Below are 18,681 nucleotides of genomic sequence, written 5' to 3' on the forward strand. Positions count from 1 at the left end.
CCATGAAAAAGTACTGCCTGGTTTTTTCGTCCCTGTTGCTACTGCCCTCGGCCCAACATGCACTGGCGGCGTCGACCGTGGACCTGACCGTCAAGGGCCGGATCACGCCCATCGCCTGTACGCCGCGGCTGTCCAGTGGCGGCCTGATTGACTACGGCAAGATCTCCCAACAGGACCTGAACGTCGACCGGGGCACACGACTGCCGATCAAATACCTGCAAGTCAGCATTGCCTGCAATGCCCCGAGTCGTTTTGCCCTGCGCATGCGCGACAACCGTGATGGCACGGCCACGGTCAACAGTGAGATTTACTACGGCCTGGGGCTGGACCACAGCGGTAATCGACTCGGCCTTTACTCCATGAGTTTTGACCCGCGCCACACCCAGGTGGACAGCACCACTACTGCCTACGGCACCGAGTCCACCACGGGCGGGGTGGCCTGGCGCACATCCAACCTCAACCCCATCGATATCGGCGCCAACAGTTACCTGGGTTTCACCGACACCCAAGGCAGCGTTGCCGGGCCTTCGGCGATCCAGGAGTTGATCAGCACGGTCAACGTCGCGGCGGTGATCAATGCCAGGCAGAACCTGGACCTGAGCACCGACACCCTGCTCGACGGCTCGGCGACCCTGGAGGTGGTGTACCTCTAGAGCTTCTCGCTGCTGACCTGCACATACAGCGCACGCCCGGCGCCTAACCCCGCGACGATTGCACCCAGGCCGATCACCGCAAAAATCCAGCCGATGGCCGTCCAGCCGCCGGTCCAGTCATGCACCAGGCCCACCGCGAGCGGACCAAGGGACGCTAAGGTATAGCCGAAGCCTTGGGCCATGCTCGACAGGTTGGCGGCGACGTGGGCGTCTCGCGAGCGCAGGACGATCAAGGTCAGCGCCAGGCTGAAGGTGCCGCCCTGCCCAAGGCCGAGCAAAATCGCCCAGCCCCACAAACCGTCCAGTGGGGCATACAAGCAACCGAACAAACCACCGAGGGTCAACAGCATCACCACCACAATGGCCAGACGCTGGTCCTTGCCACGCGTGGCCAACCACGGCGCCGCCAGGGAGCTGGCCAACTGCACAATGACCGAGCCAGACAACACCAGCCCGGCCTGGGTAGCGGTCAAGCCTCGACCGATGAGGATCGATGGCAACCAACCGAAAACGATATAGGCCAGGGACGATTGCAGGCCCATGTACAAGGTCACCTGCCAGGCCAGCGGATCGCGCAGCAAGCCTTTGACCCGGTAGGCCACCTGGTGGGCCCCGTGTTTCTGGCCCACTTGCGGCAACCAGAACAGCGCCGCCACCAGCGCTGGCAGAACCCAGAAGCCCAGGCCGATGTTCCAGCTGTCGCCGAAGAAGTGACTCAACGGCACCGTGGCCCCTGCCGCCAGCGCCGCCCCCAGGCACAGGGCCATGGTGTAGACACCGGTCATGGTGCCGGCTTGCCTGGCGAAATCACGCTTGACGATACCGGGCAGCAACACCCCGATAATGCCGATACTGGCCCCGGCCAGCAGGCTGCCGGCGAACAGCCCGACCTCACCGAACGAACTGCGCAAAATGATCCCGGCCGCCAGGGTCAGCAAGATGCCCAGCACCACTCGCTCGGCACCAAAGCGCCGGGCGAGGATCGGCGCCAGGGGCGCAAACAGGCCCAGGCACAGCACCGGCAAGGTGGTCAGCAGGCCAGCCTGGGCCGCCGACAAACCCAGGCTGCTGGACACCTCGCTGAGCAACGGCGCCATGCTCGACAGCGCCGGGCGCAGGTTCAGCGCCACCAGGATCAGGCCCAGCAGCAACAGCCACGGGCGATGCACCAACGGCGGGCTGTGCTGGACCATCTCGTCGTCGGCCTCGGCGTCGATCAGCAATTCTTCAAGGGTGTTTTCTGGGCGTGACATGGCGCTCTCAGGGTCAAGGTTCATTGATCAACTGCCGGGACAATGCCTTGGCGCGCTCCGGGTCCTGTTGCTCCACGGCCTCAAGCAGCTCGACATGCAGGTCGAACACCGCCTGGCGGCGTGGCTTGATGTTCAGGGTCTGGCGCAACTGGGCGCCGACGATGCTGGAAAAGTATTGGTACAACTCGCTCAAGGCCGGGTTGTGAGCGGCATCCACCAAGCGCTTGTGGAACACCAGGTCGCAGCGGATGTAGTGCTCCAGATCACCATGGTAGTGCTCGCCACTGGCGTCTAACGCTTCGCGCAACCGTCGTAAATCTTCTGGGGTTCGGCGCAACGCGGCCAGGCCGATGGCCTCGACTTCAAGAATCTGCCGCGTCTCCTGCGCCTGGAACAGGGTGCAATGGGACATGGCGTTCATCACCCCCAACGGGTCGGTCATCGAGCGCAGGTAACTGCCATCGCCCTGACGGATCTCGATCAACCCCGAGAATGCCAGCACCCGCATGGCCTCGCGCACGGTGTTGCGGCTGATGCCCAGCTCGGCAGACAGCTCGGGCTCGGTGGGCAGGCGTTCGCCAATCGCCCACTTGCCTTGGGTGATGCGCTGGCGCAGTTGGTCCAGGGCCTGGTCGACCAGGGAACGCTTGATCAGCGGAGCGATGTCTGTCATCGGATTTGCGCTTTCGTCCAATCATAGGATGAATTTTCGTACAGCCTATTCGGAGTTGCCTACAGAAGCAACGCACTAGGGTTTTCAGGCGAGTAAAGGAGCGGAATTTTCGATTAGTAAAATTACCCTTAAAGGGTAATTATTGGAGTCAGGTGTCTTATGGAAAAGTACACACCTCATTACGATTTGGCGGTGATAAAGGCTGATGTCAGGCGGCTTGGGAAGAAAGCGTTTACCCGGGCAGCACAAGAGTGCGGTGAGGAGCTCGGCTTCAGCATCGAGGAAATGCAGGGCGTCATCTATGAGTTACAAAACTGGAGGTTGTACAAGTCGATGACCACTTATGGAGACCATAGAGTCTGGCAGGACGTGTATCACACTTACTCAAAAGATAGGGAGATTTACATCAAGGTCACTTACCGCACAGACGGAAGACCTCCAGTAGTCTCCTTCAAGGAGAAAAACCCATGAAAAAAACTGAGCTGTGCTACATCTGCGGCGCCCCCGATGCATTGAGTTATTTCGAGGGCCGCAGCGAAACCATCAGCGTCAAAGGCATGGAGCGACGGGTCGACAACCTTTCAGGCTGGGAATGCGAGGTCTGCGGCGACGGTTTCTGGGATCCTGACAACGACAGCGCAGATCGCTACGCAGAGGCAAAAGATGAACTGACCCTCGCCGCCCGGCAAATGATCGGCGCCGAGATGAAACGCACCCGCCGCAAACTGCACCTTACACAAAAGGAAGCGGTGCAATTGCTGTCCGGGGGCGGTCACAACGCGTTCTCCCGGTACGAGCGCGGCGAGCTTCTGGCGCCCAAACCCTTGGTGCTGTTGATGCGCTTACTGGATCGTCACCCACACTTGCTGGCAGACGCAAAAACCCTGGCGGACGGCGCTGATATGCGCGGTGCATTCACCTACACGGTGAACAACGACGCTGAAGCACTCAAAACGTCCTAGCCCAAAAAAATAAACCCGGCGCCAGGCCGGGTTTATGCTTTCAAACATCGATCAATGCAAAATCTGGCTCAAGAACAACTTCGTCCGCTCATTCTGCGGGTTGTCGAAGAAGTCATTCGGCGCCGCCTGTTCCACGATCTCGCCCTTGTCCATGAAGATCACCCGGTTGGCCACGGTCCGTGCAAACCCCATCTCGTGGGTCACGCAGAGCATGGTCATGCCGTCTTCGGCCAGGCCGATCATGGTGTCCAGCACCTCCTTGACCATCTCCGGGTCGAGGGCCGAGGTCGGCTCGTCGAACAGCATGATCTTGGGTTTCATGCACAACGCCCGGGCAATCGCCACGCGCTGTTGCTGACCACCGGACAACTGCCCCGGAAACTTGTGGGCCTGCTCCGGGATGCGCACGCGCTCCAGGTAGTGCATGGCGATTTCTTCGGCCTTGCGCTTGGGCATCTTGCGCACCCACATCGGCGCCAGCGTGCAGTTCTGCAGGATGGTCAGGTGCGGGAACAGGTTGAAGTGCTGGAACACCATGCCCACTTCACGGCGCACGGTTTCGATCTGCTTGAGGTCGTTGGTCAGTTCCACGCCATCGACCACGATGCGGCCCTGCTGGTGTTCTTCCAGGCGATTGAGGCAGCGGATGGTAGTGGACTTGCCCGAGCCCGACGGGCCGCACAGCACGATACGCTCGCCCTGCTTGACGTTGAGGTTGATGTCTTTCAACACGTGGAACTGGCCGTACCACTTGTTCACGCCCTGCATCTGGATAATGCCTTCAGGGCTCACCGGCTGTTTGATTGCTTCGCTCATCAAAAGAACTCCTAACGCTTGTGGCCAGTGTCGAGCTTGCGTTCCAAATGAATGGAGTAGCGCGACATACCAAAACAGAAAATCCAGAACACCAGGGCCGCAAATACATAGCCTTCAGTGGCCATGCCCAGCCATTTGGGATCGGCAGCGGCTTGCTTGACGCTGTTGAGCAGGTCGAACAGGCCGATGATGATCACCAGGCTCGTATCCTTGAACAGCGCGATAAAGGTGTTGACGATGCCCGGTATCACCAGCTTCAAGGCTTGCGGCAGAATCACCAGGCCCATGCTGCGCCAGTAGCCCAGGCCCATCGCTGCGGCCGCTTCGTACTGCCCCTTGGGAATCGCCTGCAAGCCACCGCGCACCACTTCTGCCACGTAGGCCGACTGGAACAGGATCACCCCGATCAACGCGCGCAACAGCTTGTCGAAGCTCATGCCTTCAGGCAGGAACAGCGGCAGCATCACCGAGGCCATGAACAGCACGGTGATCAACGGTACGCCGCGCCAGAACTCGATGAAGGTCACACAGATCACACGAATCGCCGGCATATTCGAGCGCCGCCCCAACGCCAGCATGATGCCCAGCGGCAAGGCGCCGGCGATGCCGACAGTGGCGATCACCAGGGTCAGCATCAGCCCGCCCCATTGGCTGGTCGCCACGTTGGTCAGGCCGAAGACGCCGCCATGCAACAGGAAGAAAGCCACGATCGGGTACACCACCAGAAAGCCCAGGCCGTAGACCGCCTTGCGCTGCAAGCGCGAGATGAACAACGGCGCCGCGCCGACAATGGCCAGCCACACGGTCAGGTCCACGCGCCAGCGCAAGTCGCTGGGATAGTAGCCGTACATGAACTGCCCGAAACGCTGTTGGATAAATACCCAGCAGGCACCCTCCTTGGTGCAGTCGGCGCGGGTAGTCCCCACCCAGTTCGCGTCGAGGATCGCCCACTGCAGAATCGGCGGTACAACCAGGTACACCAGGTAGAACGCGAGCAAGGTCAGCAGGGTGTTGAGCCAGCTGGAGAACAGGTTGGCGCGCACCCATGCCATCGGGCCGAAGACCTTGCCCGGCGGCGGCATATCAGGTTTGAAAGTATGCGTACTCATGGGTGTTTCCTCACCGCTCGATCAGCGCAATGCGCTTGTTGTACCAGTTCATCAGCAGGGAAATGCTGATACTGATCGCCAGGTACACACTCATGGTGATGGCAATGACCTCGATGGCCTGGCCGGTCTGGTTGAGCACCGTGCCGGCAAACAGCGAAACCATTTCCGGATAACCAATACCGGCGGCCAACGACGAGTTTTTCGCCAGGTTAAGGTATTGGCTGGTCAGCGGCGGGATGATCACCCGCAGGGCTTGCGGGATGATGACCTTGCGCAGCGTGGGGCCTGGGCGCATGCCAAGGGAGTGCGCAGCTTCAGTCTGGCCGTGGCTCACAGACTGGATACCCGAGCGCACGATCTCGGCAATAAACGCAGCCGTGTAGACGGTCAGCGCCAGGGTCAGCGCCAGCAGTTCCGGGATCAATACCCAGCCGCCGACAAAGTTGAAGCCCGCAAGCCTGGGCATTTCCCAGTGCAACGGTGCGCCGAAGACCAAGGTACACAACGCCGGAATCACGATGAGCAGCGCCAGGCCCGCCCAGAACTTATGAAACGGTACACCGGTGGCCTCAAAGCGCTTGTTGGCCCAACGCGTCATCAACACGACCGCCACGATAGCGACGACGACACTGGCGACAAACGGCCAGAAACCTTCAGACGCCAGTGCGGCCGGCATATTCAGGCCCCGTGAGCTCATGAAGAAGGTATCGCCAACGTTATGGCTGTTGCGCGGCAACGGCATGGTCAGGAACACCGCGAAATACCAGAACAGGATCTGTAGCAGCGGCGGAATGTTGCGGAACACTTCCACATACACCGTCGCCAGCTTGTTGATCATCCAGTTGGGTGACAGGCGCGCCACGCCGATGATGAAGCCGAGCAGGGTCGCCAGGACGACACCGATCACGGACACCAGCAAGGTATTGAGCAAGCCGATCACAAACACCCGGGCATAGCTGTCCGATTCGGTGTAGTCGATCAGGTGTTGCGCGATGCCGAAGCCGGCACTGCGCTCAAGAAAGTCGAAACCGGAGGTAATACCCCGGTGTTGCATGTTGGTCTGGGTGTTATGAAACAAGTACCAGCCCAGCGAGACCACCGCCACGATGGTGATGATCTGGAATAGCCACGCGCGCACTTTGGGATCGCTGAAGCTGAGCTTCTGCTTGGGTGCGCCGATTTGAGTTTGCATGAAGTGCCCCGCAAAAAATGGAACAGAACATCACCCGGCGGTTGGCCCACCGGGTGATAGAACCATCAGCGATCAGCGCACTGGGGGTGCGTATTGAATGCCGCCGTTATTCCACAGCGCATTCAGGCCACGGTCGATTTCCAGCGGGGTGCTCTTGCCCAGGTTGCGCTCGAACACTTCGCCGTAGTTACCGACCTGCTTGACGATCTGTACGACCCAGTCTTTCTTCACTTTCAGGTCTTTGCCGTATTCGCCATCAGCGCCCAGCAGGCGGGCGACATCCGGGTTCTTGGTGGCCTTGGCTTCAGCCTCGACGTTTTTCGAAGTGATACCGGCTTCTTCAGCGTTGAGCATGGCGTAGCCCACCCAGCGCACGATGGCCAGCCACTCGTCATCGCCATTACGCACGACCGGGCCCAGGGGCTCCTTGGAAATGGTTTCCGGCAGCACCACGTACTCCTTCGGCGCGGCCAGCTTGCTGCGCTGGGCGAACAGTTGGGACTTGTCGGAGGTCAGTACGTCGCAACGCCCGGACTCCAGCGACTTGGCGCTTTCATCGGAGGTATCGAAGGTGATCGGGGTGTACTTGAGGTTGTTGCCACGGAAGTAGTCGGAAACGTTCAGCTCGGTGGTAGTACCGGCCTGGATGCAGATGGTTGCACCGTCCAGTTCCTTGGCACTTTTCACGCCCAGCTTGTTGTTGACCAAAAAGCCAATGCCGTCGTAGTACGTGATAAACCCGGGGAATTTCAGGCCCATGCCCGCATCACGAGAACTGGTCATGGTGGTGTTGCGCGACAGGATGTCGACTTCGCCAGACTGCAGCGCGGTGAAACGCTCCTTGGCGTTCAACTGGCTGAACTTGACCTTGGTCGCATCGCCGAAAACAGCGGCGGCCACGGCGCGGCAGTAGTCAGCGTCGATCCCGAGGATCTTGCCGCTGGCATCCGGCACCGAGAAACCCGGCAGGCCGTCGCTGACACCACATTGCACAAAGCCTTTCTTCTGCACCGCATCCAAAGTGGCGCCGGCCTGGGCCAGGCCACTGATACCCAATACGGTCGCCGCAGTCGCGATGGCCAGGGTGGACTTCAATACCTTCATTCAAACCTCCAGTTGCTCTTGTTGTGTCGAAGCGCCAACCTCTGCGCACCCTTATGAGGCGATATCGACCCGTGTTGGCTTTTTTTAGGGTCAAGCGGCAAGAGGCTGGTGCTGTCATTCCAGCGGTATCCCACAGGCGGCAGTCACTGATAGTGTTACCGTCCTCGGAAAGTTCTGACATCGACCTACGCATAGCAAGCGCCGTACCAGAGTGGCAGCTGAGCCGTTTCAGCCCATGAACCATCGCAAAACAGTCAACCATGCGACATCTTGTTAACTGAATCACCTTTTTCGCACCACCCCAACGCCCCCCATCGGCGCGCACGCACATATATGGAGCAAACATGACCGAACCCTTGATTCTTCAGCCCGCCAAGCCCGCAGACGCCTGCGTAATCTGGTTGCATGGCCTGGGTGCCGATCGCTACGACTTCTTGCCGGTGGCCGAGGCGCTGCAAGAAACCTTGCTGTCCACCCGCTTTGTTTTGCCCCAGGCACCGAGCCGTGCGGTGACCATTAATGGTGGCTACGAGATGCCCAGCTGGTACGACATATTGGCCATGAGCCCAGCACGGGCCATCAGCCGAGAACAGTTGGATGAGTCGGCCGAAATGGTCATTGATTTGATCGGGCAGCAAAAAGCCAGCGGAATAGACGCATCGCGAATTTTCCTCGCCGGCTTTTCCCAGGGTGGCGCCGTGGTCCTACACGCCGCGTTTGTGAAATGGCAGGGTGCCCTCGGTGGCGTGCTTGCCCTCTCCACTTATGCGCCAACCTTCAGCGACGAGCTCGAACTGTCGGCGAGCCAGCAGCGAATCCCGACCCTGTGCCTGCATGGCCAGTACGATGAAGTGGTGCAGAACGCCATGGGCCGCAGTGCCTACGAGCATTTGAAACTGCGTGGTGTCACCGTGACATGGCAGGAATACCCAATGGGTCACGAAGTGTTACCCGAGGAAATCCGCGATATCGGCACTTGGCTGGCCGGCCGCCTGGGTTGAAAACCAGGCATTGTGTAGCCGCATGACCAACACACTACGCCGCGCCCGATTCTTGCATTACACTGGCCGGCGTACATTCCTTAACCAATTGATGAGATGACCGTGCTCAAAGCACTCAAGAAGATGTTCGGTAAAAGCGAGGCTGAACCACTCGCCCCTGTTCCCAGCGCCCCTGTCCAAGCTCCCGGCAGCCGCAATGACGGTAAACAGCCTGGCCGAACCGCGCCCGTTGCCTCACCAAAACAGCCGCCAGCCGCTACCGCCGTGCAGCCCGCTGAACCCGCACACGTGGAAAAACCGCGCCGCGAACGTGCGCCAAAACCCGTGGTCAAGCCGTGGAAACTGGAAGACTTCGTGGTCGAGCCGCAAGAGGGCAAGACCCGCTTTCATGACTTCAAGCTGGCCCCGGAACTGATGCACGCCATCCAGGACCTGGGTTTCCCGTATTGCACACCGATCCAGGCACAAGTGCTGGGCTTTACCCTGGCCGGCAAAGACGCCATTGGCCGCGCCCAGACCGGTACCGGCAAGACCGCTGCCTTCCTGGTTTCCATCATTACCCAACTGCTGCAGACCCCGCCGCCCAAAGAACGCTACATGGGCGAGCCACGGGCGCTGATCATCGCACCGACCCGGGAGCTGGTGGTACAAATCGCCAAGGACGCCGCCGACCTGACCAAATACACCGGCCTCAACGTCATGACGTTTGTGGGCGGCATGGACTTCGACAAGCAGCTCAAGCACCTGGAAGCGCGGCACTGCGACATCCTCGTGGCTACGCCGGGCCGTTTGCTGGACTTCAACCAGCGCGGCGACGTGCATCTGGACATGGTTGAAGTGATGGTGCTGGATGAAGCCGACCGGATGCTCGACATGGGTTTCATCCCACAAGTGCGCCAGATCATTCGCCAGACCCCGCCGAAAAACGAGCGTCAGACTTTGCTGTTCTCCGCGACCTTCACCGAAGACGTGATGAACCTCGCCAAGCAGTGGACCACTGACCCGTCCATCGTCGAAATCGAAGCGGAAAACGTCGCCAGCGAAAACGTCGAACAGCATATCTATGCCGTGGCCGGTGCCGACAAATACAAACTGCTTTACAACCTGGTCAACGACAACGGTTGGGAACGGGTCATGGTGTTTGCCAACCGCAAGGACGAAGTGCGCCGCATCGAAGAACGCCTGGTGCGCGATGGCGTCAACGCCGCGCAACTGTCGGGCGATGTGCCGCAGCACAAGCGCATCAAGACCCTGGAAGGCTTTCGCGAGGGCAAGATCCGCGTGCTGGTGGCCACTGACGTGGCGGGTCGCGGGATTCATATCGACGGCATCAGCCACGTGATCAACTTCACCCTGCCGGAAGTGCCGGACGACTACGTACACCGCATCGGCCGTACCGGGCGTGCAGGTGCTGCCGGGGTGTCGATCAGCTTTGCCGGTGAAGATGATTCGTACCAGTTGCCGTCGATCGAGGCGCTGCTGGGGCGCAAGATCAGCTGTGAGACACCGCCGACGCACTTGTTGCGCGCCGTAGAACGCAAGCGCCCTTAAGCTGGAATGCGGTAAAAAATGTGGGAGCGGGCTTGCTCGCGATAGCGATAGATCAGTCAATAGATTCGGCGACTGATACACCGCTATCGCGAGCAAGCCCGCTCCCACATTAGTCTTGCGCTATCTTCAAGTACCTATTCCAGGAGGAACCCATGACCCAAGCCGACTACATCATCATCGGCGGCGGCATTGCCGGTGCCTCCGCCGGTTACTGGCTGTCCCGACACGCCCGCGTCATCGTGCTGGAGCGTGAGTCCATGCCGGGCTATCACTCCACCGGACGCTCGGCCGCCCTGTACATCGCCGCCTACGGCACCCCGCAAGTGCGCGCCCTGACCCTGGGCAGCCGCGAATTCTTCGATCATCCGCCCACAGGTTTTACCGAGCATCCATTGCTCACGCCCCGTGGCGAAGTCCTCGTGGATTTTATCGGCGACCCCGACGAGCTGCAGCGCCAGTACCTGAGCGCCAAGGCCCTGGTCCCGCCAACCCGCCTGCTTAGTCTCGAAGAAACCCTGGCGATGCTGCCCATCCTGCGCCGGGAGAAAGTCTACGGCGCGATCTATGACCCGACGGTTTGTGATATCGACACCGACGCGCTCTACCAGGGCTATTTGCGTGGTATTCGGCGCAACGGTGGCGTGATCCACACTAGCAGCGAAGTGCAAAAGCTCAACCGTGACGATCAAGGCCTGTGGCAAGTGCGCACCTCGCAGCAACGCTTTTGTGCGCCGGTCATTATCAATGCGGCCGGTGCCTGGGCCGATCATATTGGCGAACTGGCCGGTGCGCAGAAAATCGGCCTGCAACCCAAGCGTCGCAGCGCCTTTGTGTTCGCCCCGCCTGCCGGGCTGGATATTCATGACTGGCCAGAGCTGGCCGCCCTCGACGGCTCGTTCTACATGAAGCCTGACGCAGGCATGTTCCTCGGCTCACCGGCCAATGCCGACCCAGTGGAACCTCACGACGTACAGCCCGAAGAGCTGGATATCGCCACGGGCATCTATCACATTGAAGAGGCCACGACCCTGACCATCCGCCGTCCGGCCCGGACCTGGGCCGGGTTGCGCAGTTTTGTCAGCGATGGTGATCTGGTCTGCGGTTTTGATCCGCAGGTGGAGGGGTTGTTCTGGGTGGCGGCTCAGGGTGGCTATGGGATTCAGACCTCACCGGCGATGGGCCAGGCTAGTGCGGCGCTGGTACGTGGGTTGGGGTTGCCCGAGTGCTTGCAACAAGCAGGTTTGAGCGAGGCGATGCTGTCACCCAGGCGTTTTAGTTGAGCGGGAGCATGACGCAAACCCATTGGCGCCATGCTCCCGCTCCTGCCTCATCGGTTACCCTTAAAACAATTCCCCCAGGATCGGTTGGCGAATACGTGTCGCCTCGTCTCTGAATGCCTGGTAATAGCTGGCACTGCTGCTCGGCATATCGGTCAAACGGCTGCCCGTCGCTTGTGGCTGGGGCTGAGTCGAGAAACTTGATGGATCCGCCTCAGGAGCCGGAGTTGCGGGTGCCGTTTTACTTCTGGCTTCTATTGCCCGGCCAAAGTTGGTGGTTCGCAATGCAAAACGGGTGACACCGTAAATCTTGCTGAACGTGGTGATTCCCTGTTTATCGGTGAACTTATAGCTCAAACCCACCATGCGCTTACCTGCTGCCAGAATGCCACTCCCTACCGGGGTATCAAAAAAACCGGGGTACTTGATAAAATCCTTGGCCGCCCCGGCTTTGGCTGCTGCGTTAAAGGCCAGGCTTGCCGACGTGTAAGCCCCTGCCAGACTGACAGACCATGAAGCAATAGAAAATCCGAATGAAGCCCATCCCAGGTTATTGATGTGGCGCGAGCGGTCCCAGCCCATCTTCCTGTCGACCTCAGCGATGCTCAGCGCCGCAGTACCCAGTGTCCCCCCAACAACACCCAACCCCGAAGCGGTAGCCAGCGCGAGCTTGGAGGCAAGAACTATCATTGCCGTAGTAAGCGCTGCTTTCGCAGTAGCAGCGGCAGCAGCCGTAGCTACCGCGGCCGCAGTTGCCGCCGCCGTATACGCCGCCGCTGCGGCTATAACCCCCGGAACGGCGAACCCTAGAGTCACTATCGACAGCGCCAATGCCGCCCCGGTCAACGCCCACTTCAACCAATTCGGCCACAACCCACTGGGGTCGATCAGGTTGATCGGGTTGCCCGCACAGTAGGCATAACCGTTGATTCCCCCCTCATCAAATGGGCTTAGTGGGTCAGCTTGCAGAAACATCATCAAGTCAGGATCGTAGGCACGCTGGCCATTGCCCAGGAAGTAGAGATTGCTCGCAACATCCAGTCGCTGACCATTGAACGCCGGTAGTTGCAGGTCAGCCATGGTACGGACCTTACCGTCATCCAGAGGTATCTGCGCGTCGCCATAAGGCGTGTAATGGCGCCGTACATGAGCCCGCCCCGGGGCCGATACGCCGCGCACACTGCCTGCGGCATCATTGACATGCAGTTGCGGCCCATCCACGCCACCACTGCGCGCCATCACCTGATCCCTACCGTCGAAGTAGCGGATCTTTTTGCTCCCCTCAACCAGAACATCCAGGCGATCACCAGAGTACGCCAGCATCACAGGCGCCTCGTTGCCTCTGGAGGCGCTTACCTGGCGAGACTCGGCATCGTACTGGTAGCTGTACTTGAGGGGGCCGGCCTGTACTGCGGTCAGTTGATCAAAACCATTGTACGTATAGACCTGGCCTGAAGGCGCCGTCTTCACGTTGCCCGCCGCATCATAGGCCAGGGTGAAATCCTGCACCGGCCGGGTATGAGTCACCCGGGTCAGTTGGGTTGGGTCGGTGCCCGTGAAATAGCGCACGCAGGTGTCTTGCGTGCCATCGGCAAAGGTGGTCACCACCCGGGTGATGTTGTTGAGGCTGTCAAAGCTGAAATCCTGCCCGACGATGCCACGCCCCTGGTGATCCTTAGGATGTTCAAGACCTTCGCAACGGTACGTCTTCAACCGCAAGTAGGCGTCATAGGTGAATGTCTCACCGATCACTACACGTGAACTCGCATCCCGAAGAACGCGTGTCGCCAGCATGCTGTTGCCGTGATAGGTACTGGTCATCGTCTGCAACAACGCACCATTCTGCTCAAAGCGGCGCTCGGCTTCACGCCCCAGTGTGTCATAAGACACCCTGGTGACGACCTTCAGACTGTCGTAGCTGGTGGTCAGGGTCTGCGGCCGGCTAAACGTGTCGTAACTCTGTTCAATGGCCATGGCGCCGGCGGTCATTTTTGAAAAGCGCCCACGGGTGTCGTATACAAACTGGCTTTGCTGGCCATCGGCAGCGGCTTGATTTTGCAGGCGCCCACCGGAGGAGTAACCATACGTTGCAGTCAACGCCGTGCCATTGGCGGTTTGAACGTCTTTCTCCAGATACCCGCTCGCATTGTGAAACACCTCATGGACCAGGCTATTGGTCTCCGAGCGAGCCAGTGCAGCAGTAACCGGGTCATGTCGGTAGTGACTGATCGGTAGCCCTGTCATTTCGATCTTAGTCGGTACATCCAGCTCTTTGTCATAAGTCAGGGTCTGACGGCCACCACCAGGGGAGTTCATGGCGATAGGTTCCATCCAACCCGCTTCGTACTCCCAGGTCGTGGCTTGCCCTGTCCCGCGTACCTGGCTGGTCATTCGGCCCAGGCTATCGTAAGTACGGGCGCCCAACCGCTTGCCATCGATAGTGAGTGCACTGACCATTTCTCCACTGGTGCCTGGGACGTAGTCTGTTTTACGTGACCGTTGTGGGGTCCCATCTACCGGTTTTTGCGTGGCCGTCAGTTGGCGGTCGTACGGGTCATAAGTAAATTCGGTGAGGTTTTTGCTGACATCCCGTACTGACAGGCAACGCCCCAAGCCATCGTAGGTACGCGACTCCACTTCAACGCTGTTATTGGCCGTGTCGAGACGCTCCACCTTTACCGGCTGATTATGCCCATTGAAAGACGTCCGCAGACGCTCGCCGCCTTCAATGCCCTCCAGCTTGATATTGAGCTGCGGATCGTATTCATCAATCACCACAGAGCCATCGGCACGGGTCACACGACTGGCATTGCCCCAACGACTGTAGGAGTAGGTGCTTTTGAGCAAGCGTTGCCCGTCGGTCAGGTAATCGAAATTAACCACTTCCTTGATTTGCCCAAGCGCGTCATACAGCCAGGTCCCTGCAGCACGCTCCTGGTCCCCGGTCAACAGTTGAGCTTCGGCGACCTGACGCCCCAGGCCATCGTAGTAAGTGATTGAGCGGTTGCCTTGGGCATCGGTAGTGATCAGGTGAGCACGTTTGGTCGGCGTCGCAAAATGGTAGGCATAACGCCGCGCCGCTTGCTGCGGCTTGCCGGGGGATGCCGTTTCCGACGTCAACCGGCCACTGACATCGAACGCCAGGGCCAAGGTGCTGCCACCGTCTCGCGTCATCGACAATATACGACGGTTGACCAGTGAGAGCGTGCGCGCCGACTCCAGCCATTGCCCTTCACGCCCCTTGAGGCGGCGGGTTTCGGAAAGTGTATCGCCGGTAATGGTGTAACTGAAATCGCTGACCAACGACTGCCCGCCAATGGTGCTGGTGGTGCTCTTCAGCCGGCCGGCCAGCGCGACAGGTGTGTCGTAGTAAGTTTGTTGCATGCTGAACACACCGGCCTGGTTGCTCGACTGCTGCACGACAAAATAACTGTCGCCGGTTAGTGGCATGCGAGTGTGGGTGTACTCGGTGAGCCGGGCAGCAGGCGTACCTCCAACCGGGATGAGGCGCTCTTGCTTCACGTAACGCTGGAACAGGTTATGAGGATCGGCCGGGCATTTGCCGCTCTCGCCAGTGATCGGGTAATAGCTGTATTCGGTGCGAACTCCGGAAGCGTCGGTGCGGCTTAGTTCGTTGCCGTAGTCGTCGGTCTCGATACTCTCAATCACCGTCCTTGTTGGGTTAGCGGCCAGTACATATTGTTTGGTGATGGTTTTCGGAAGGTGGAGATTGGCCGGCTGCGCCGGAAAGAGCCCAGGTTTAGTGTTATAGGCAATGCTCGTCGTGGTCAACGTCCCCTCGCGCAGGACTCGCTCTTCGATCAGTAAGTGAAACTTGTTGTAGGTGGTACGGGTAGTACTTAGCACCGCATCATTGTTTTCCGAGTCTAGGTATTTTTCTTCTGTCCAATAGTCATAGGCACTGCCAACCAGATACAAATTGTCTTCGCCTTCACGAAAACCGCCGGCATAAGGGAACCCTGTAAAGTTAAGACCTGGGCTGTACCCATAAGTCCGGGTGATACGAGGCTGATTACTACCCGGAGTCAGCGTCCAACTGGACACTCGGGGGATGAACTGGTTATTTGCATATTGATGACCATTTTCTGTGTAGTTGATTTTCTCCTCCCCTCCCATAGGCAGCTGCATCCGATCGATCGCAACCAGGCCGTTACGAAACGGATCCCTGTACACAATATTATAGGCAGCTGTCCCGGGCGCGCCATTACGGTCATACGGAGCGGTGACCGCAGTGAGGCGGCCGTTAGACTGCGTAAACAACATACGCGCATAACGGCCGCCATCAGCCCGGGCATCAGCCATTTGTAAGCGCCCACTCCCGTAAGTCAGTACCAGTAATTCTTCCTGCTTGTGATTGAGGATACGTTCCAGAGCCCCACTCTCGGAATAACGAAAGCTTAAGGTCTCACCGTTTTCGAATTTTATAGAAGTGATCCGATAAGGGAGGGTACTGTTGGTGCGCTGCAAAACTTCGATCGTGCCATCTTTATAAATCACATGGAGCGTACTTTCATCCGGGCGCTTCACCACCAGATCTTGGAGCTTTCGATCCTTGATAATCATCGTCCCTTTGACCGAGGGCATGCCTTGCGTCTGAAATTGCTCACCACTGAGTAAAGTAAGTTTTGAGGTAGCAAGATCAAACTCTGTGTTGCTCAATCGCCAGCCTTTTCCATAAAGCGAGCTCTCGGGACCGAGCATTGAGAATGACAAAGCAATACTGCGATTGACCTCAAGAGCTCCTTGAGGGGACAACTGCGCCAAGTTGATTTGACAACCGTATTGACCAGTACGCGGATCGACCGACCCACTTAAGTATGAACTGAAATTAAAAGCATTGGAGTAAACATTCATGACATGCTCCCTACACTAATAAAACCCAAGTCAATTCTCATAATCCGCCAGCAAAATTGTATTCCAGTCTTCACGTATCACAAATGAGTGCTCACAACCATAGTTATCTATTAAGCGCCAAGGTGTTCCGGCATTTCCCTGACTGATGGGTCTTTCTGTAGAAAACCATACCGCACGCATGATTGTATTCACACGATTAAACTCAATATAGGGATTATCCCAATGACCGGGGGCGTCCCGATGAATATCATTATAACGAAGCCTCAATCCGGGTATATTCTTAGAGACAACCACCCCCACCTTTCTATAAACCCTACCCGACCTTTGGCAAAAGGATGTATGAAAATAATCCCCCTCATGACTAACTTGCAGAGGCGCATCCAGTCCTGACTGGGAGACAAACCTCAAACCCGAAGGAGGCAACCAATAATAAACATCAATATCAATCTTCCAAACCCCATCCCAAAATGGGTCATCCCTGGTCTGCCGAAGATCAGCAACTTTCACTCGATAAGGCCGCTGAGGGGAGATATGCAACCAACTATTGAAATCCGAACTTCCATCCTTGAAGTTAGTTGTATAGACCTTGCCGCCTACAACTATCTTAGCCATAAACCGTCGAGACTCAACAGAAGAGCCTGCCAACAGCCGCATATAACGATCAATGACCTCTATTGAAGCTGGTGAGTCTGCATGCCTTTGCGGGCCTTGCTCTCCTGCAGGTTCTGCACTACGTTCCCAAAGACCGATTTCATATATATTTTTATTCGTATCACACGCCCACCCTAGCGGAAGCGGCTGGTTCACATCCGCCGAATAAGCCGTCACCGTCACACTGGCTTTTTCTTCGGGGGTTAAGGGTACAGCCTCCCATCCACCATCTACCGTCTCACGCTCCACAACGACCTCAATGCTTACTTTACACTGATGTCGGCTATTGGCATAAAGAGCGTTAGTTGAATCTTGCCCATTGGGAAGTGTGATGCGGAAAAAATGAACCTTCCTTTTCAGTGGTACGGGCACTATCGACAACCGATTGCCACTCTCATACGGCACTATCTTGAATATATGGAGTGTTCCGAAATTGTCCCGAAGCCGCCAGTTACTTTTTGAATCAAGATGCGGAAGCTCAGGTATCGTCGTTGTAAGCTTAGCTGCACACATGATGCTAGCATTTATTCGCCGAATGACCGGATTTGAGCCCGGTTCTATATCAGGAAGCTGCTGGTGGACCGTATCTAAATACCAATATAGTGCGGCTGGATTTTTGAAAACCCCTCCTTTAAATATCCCCGAAAAACCATAAGAAGTTTGAAACATCAACCCCTCATTCGGCACAAACAACGGTTCAATCAATCCATAATTATCAACAAAACGCAAACCATTTACACCACTCCAGTAGTACACATCCACATCGAGTTTATTAACCACATTAAAAGCATTATAGTCGACCGTTTCTGTAAGCTCGGTAGATAGCAACTCAGGCGGCAGGACAGGCGCAACAAAGACCGATGATTGAAAATCCGTCGGCCATTCGGAATAGCTATTGGTGACGTTTTCCCCATCCAAGATAATTGTCGCCATGAACTGCATAGGTTCGAGAGATGCATTCTCTTCAACACGTATGTATCGCTTGACAATTTCTATGCGCGGATCGGCAACAACACTTCTTGGTACTCGCTCACTTAAATCTTCCCCTGTACGATTCCAAAGCCCTGGATCGTATTTATTTTTCTCCGTATCACATATCCATCCGACCGCTTTACTCTCATCAGATGCCGTTGGTACCGGTACAATTTCTACACTCGCACGCTCACTATCAGTCAACGGAACGTTACCCCAAGTGTTAAACCGGCCGACGACCTCCTTTATAACCTCAACAACGATTTCAAGCTGATGATGCCCATTGGCATAAAGCGCATCCGTATAATCAGTACCGTCAGCAAACCTGACATTAAAATGTGCAAGTTTCATATTAGCCGATTGCCTGATCATCTCGCTCTCCCATGAATTTCTATCCGAAGAAATAATAGAAACCAGCCAAAAAGCACGCACTTTTATGCCAGATCCTTGGAAAAAGTAGATCCTAAAAATTCAAAGAAGATAACTGTCAGAATTGACAGTCAAGTAGCTCAATTCGAAATAACTTCAACAATCGTCATAACCGTAAACCACAGACGTGGCAGCTTGTTTATACAGGCACCATCGACTAATC

Annotated in this window: 14 protein-coding genes; 6 read left to right on the forward strand and 8 right to left on the reverse strand. The window is 57.3% G+C overall.

The features are described 5' to 3' along the window. Positions 1-2 precede the first annotated feature (2 nt). Entirely contained in the window at positions 3-653 is a 651-nt protein-coding gene (locus tag BFQ03_RS24060; RefSeq protein WP_065944176.1) for a DUF1120 domain-containing protein, read from the forward strand. On the opposite strand, the gene BFQ03_RS24065 is transcribed toward BFQ03_RS24060, so the two are convergent. Continuing rightward, entirely contained in the window at positions 650-1,930 is a 1,281-nt protein-coding gene (locus BFQ03_RS24065) for a CynX/NimT family MFS transporter (RefSeq protein ID WP_032859987.1), read from the reverse strand. The two genes, BFQ03_RS24060 and BFQ03_RS24065, sit on opposite strands and share 4 nt — an antisense overlap. Then, positions 1,920-2,579 carry a FadR/GntR family transcriptional regulator gene (locus BFQ03_RS24070; protein WP_032859988.1) on the reverse strand — a complete coding sequence of 220 codons (660 nt, stop codon included), beginning with the start codon at positions 2,577-2,579 and terminating at the stop codon, positions 1,920-1,922. Before BFQ03_RS24070 ends, BFQ03_RS24065 begins: the two co-directional genes overlap by 11 nt. Positions 2,580-2,738: 159 nt before the next feature. Between BFQ03_RS24070 and BFQ03_RS24075 the strand changes: the two genes are divergently transcribed. Next, entirely contained in the window at positions 2,739-3,050 is a 312-nt protein-coding gene (locus tag BFQ03_RS24075) for a type II toxin-antitoxin system MqsR family toxin (protein ID WP_065944177.1), read from the forward strand. Further along, positions 3,047-3,541 (forward strand): type II toxin-antitoxin system MqsA family antitoxin, encoded by a 495-nt coding sequence (locus tag BFQ03_RS24080; protein WP_032859990.1) that lies wholly within the window; start codon positions 3,047-3,049, stop codon positions 3,539-3,541. Before BFQ03_RS24075 ends, BFQ03_RS24080 begins: the two co-directional genes overlap by 4 nt. A gap of 51 nt (positions 3,542-3,592) precedes the next feature. Here BFQ03_RS24080 and BFQ03_RS24085 read toward each other — a convergent pair whose 3' ends face one another. From BFQ03_RS24085 to BFQ03_RS24100, 4 genes are all read right to left on the reverse strand, one after another. After that, positions 3,593-4,357: an amino acid ABC transporter ATP-binding protein gene (locus BFQ03_RS24085; RefSeq protein WP_032859991.1), complete on the reverse strand. Its 765-nt coding sequence runs from the start codon at positions 4,355-4,357 to the stop codon at positions 3,593-3,595. Positions 4,358-4,368: 11 nt separating this feature from the next. After that, positions 4,369-5,466 carry an amino acid ABC transporter permease gene (locus BFQ03_RS24090; protein ID WP_032859992.1) on the reverse strand — a complete coding sequence of 366 codons (1,098 nt, stop codon included), beginning with the start codon at positions 5,464-5,466 and terminating at the stop codon, positions 4,369-4,371. 10 nt (positions 5,467-5,476) lie between these two features. After that, positions 5,477-6,658, reverse strand: coding sequence for an amino acid ABC transporter permease (locus tag BFQ03_RS24095; RefSeq protein ID WP_032859993.1), 1,182 nt, complete (start codon positions 6,656-6,658; stop codon positions 5,477-5,479). 72 nt (positions 6,659-6,730) lie between these two features. Continuing rightward, positions 6,731-7,762: an amino acid ABC transporter substrate-binding protein gene (locus BFQ03_RS24100; protein WP_032859994.1), complete on the reverse strand. Its 1,032-nt coding sequence runs from the start codon at positions 7,760-7,762 to the stop codon at positions 6,731-6,733. A gap of 344 nt (positions 7,763-8,106) precedes the next feature. Between BFQ03_RS24100 and BFQ03_RS24105 the strand changes: the two genes are divergently transcribed. The 3 genes from BFQ03_RS24105 (at position 8,107) to BFQ03_RS24115 (ending at position 11,594) form a co-directional block, all read left to right on the forward strand. Continuing rightward, entirely contained in the window at positions 8,107-8,763 is a 657-nt protein-coding gene (locus BFQ03_RS24105) for an alpha/beta hydrolase (protein WP_065944178.1), read from the forward strand. A gap of 96 nt (positions 8,764-8,859) precedes the next feature. Beyond that, positions 8,860-10,314, forward strand: a complete 1,455-nt coding sequence (gene rhlB / locus BFQ03_RS24110; RefSeq protein WP_032859996.1) for an ATP-dependent RNA helicase RhlB — start codon at positions 8,860-8,862, stop codon at positions 10,312-10,314. Positions 10,315-10,466: 152 nt separating this feature from the next. Further along, a complete protein-coding gene (locus tag BFQ03_RS24115; RefSeq protein ID WP_032859997.1) occupies positions 10,467-11,594 on the forward strand; it encodes an NAD(P)/FAD-dependent oxidoreductase in 1,128 nt (375 codons plus the stop codon). Between the two features lie 60 nt (positions 11,595-11,654). On the opposite strand, the gene BFQ03_RS24120 is transcribed toward BFQ03_RS24115, so the two are convergent. Next, a complete protein-coding gene (locus tag BFQ03_RS24120; protein ID WP_065944179.1) occupies positions 11,655-16,466 on the reverse strand; it encodes an RHS repeat domain-containing protein in 4,812 nt (1,603 codons plus the stop codon). Between the two features lie 30 nt (positions 16,467-16,496). Then, positions 16,497-18,521 (reverse strand): hypothetical protein, encoded by a 2,025-nt coding sequence (locus tag BFQ03_RS30015; RefSeq protein WP_139115732.1) that lies wholly within the window; start codon positions 18,519-18,521, stop codon positions 16,497-16,499. Positions 18,522-18,681: the final 160 nt, after the last annotated feature.

This window comes from Pseudomonas sp. 25 R 14 (assembly GCF_900004755.1).
Lineage (GTDB): Bacteria > Pseudomonadota > Gammaproteobacteria > Pseudomonadales > Pseudomonadaceae > Aquipseudomonas > Aquipseudomonas brenneri.

What these genes read in the sequence shown, in the direction of transcription:
- BFQ03_RS24080 (WP_032859990.1), top strand. Translation starts at nt 3,047, where the DNA reads ATGAAAAAAACTGAGCTGTGCTACATCTGCGGCGCCCCCGATGCATTG.
- BFQ03_RS24095 (WP_032859993.1), bottom strand. Translation starts at nt 6,658, where the DNA reads ATGCAAACTCAAATCGGCGCACCCAAGCAGAAGCTCAGCTTCAGCGAT.
- BFQ03_RS24100 (WP_032859994.1), bottom strand. Translation starts at nt 7,762, where the DNA reads ATGAAGGTATTGAAGTCCACCCTGGCCATCGCGACTGCGGCGACCGTA.
- BFQ03_RS24105 (WP_065944178.1), top strand. Translation starts at nt 8,107, where the DNA reads ATGACCGAACCCTTGATTCTTCAGCCCGCCAAGCCCGCAGACGCCTGC.
- BFQ03_RS24065 (WP_032859987.1), bottom strand. Translation starts at nt 1,930, where the DNA reads ATGAACCTTGACCCTGAGAGCGCCATGTCACGCCCAGAAAACACCCTT.
- BFQ03_RS24085 (WP_032859991.1), bottom strand. Translation starts at nt 4,357, where the DNA reads ATGAGCGAAGCAATCAAACAGCCGGTGAGCCCTGAAGGCATTATCCAG.
- BFQ03_RS24090 (WP_032859992.1), bottom strand. Translation starts at nt 5,466, where the DNA reads ATGAGTACGCATACTTTCAAACCTGATATGCCGCCGCCGGGCAAGGTC.
- BFQ03_RS24115 (WP_032859997.1), top strand. Translation starts at nt 10,467, where the DNA reads ATGACCCAAGCCGACTACATCATCATCGGCGGCGGCATTGCCGGTGCC.
- BFQ03_RS24070 (WP_032859988.1), bottom strand. Translation starts at nt 2,579, where the DNA reads ATGACAGACATCGCTCCGCTGATCAAGCGTTCCCTGGTCGACCAGGCC.
- rhlB (WP_032859996.1), top strand. Translation starts at nt 8,860, where the DNA reads ATGACCGTGCTCAAAGCACTCAAGAAGATGTTCGGTAAAAGCGAGGCT.
- BFQ03_RS24060 (WP_065944176.1), top strand. Translation starts at nt 3, where the DNA reads ATGAAAAAGTACTGCCTGGTTTTTTCGTCCCTGTTGCTACTGCCCTCG.
- BFQ03_RS24075 (WP_065944177.1), top strand. Translation starts at nt 2,739, where the DNA reads ATGGAAAAGTACACACCTCATTACGATTTGGCGGTGATAAAGGCTGAT.
- BFQ03_RS24120 (WP_065944179.1), bottom strand. Translation starts at nt 16,466, where the DNA reads ATGAATGTTTACTCCAATGCTTTTAATTTCAGTTCATACTTAAGTGGG.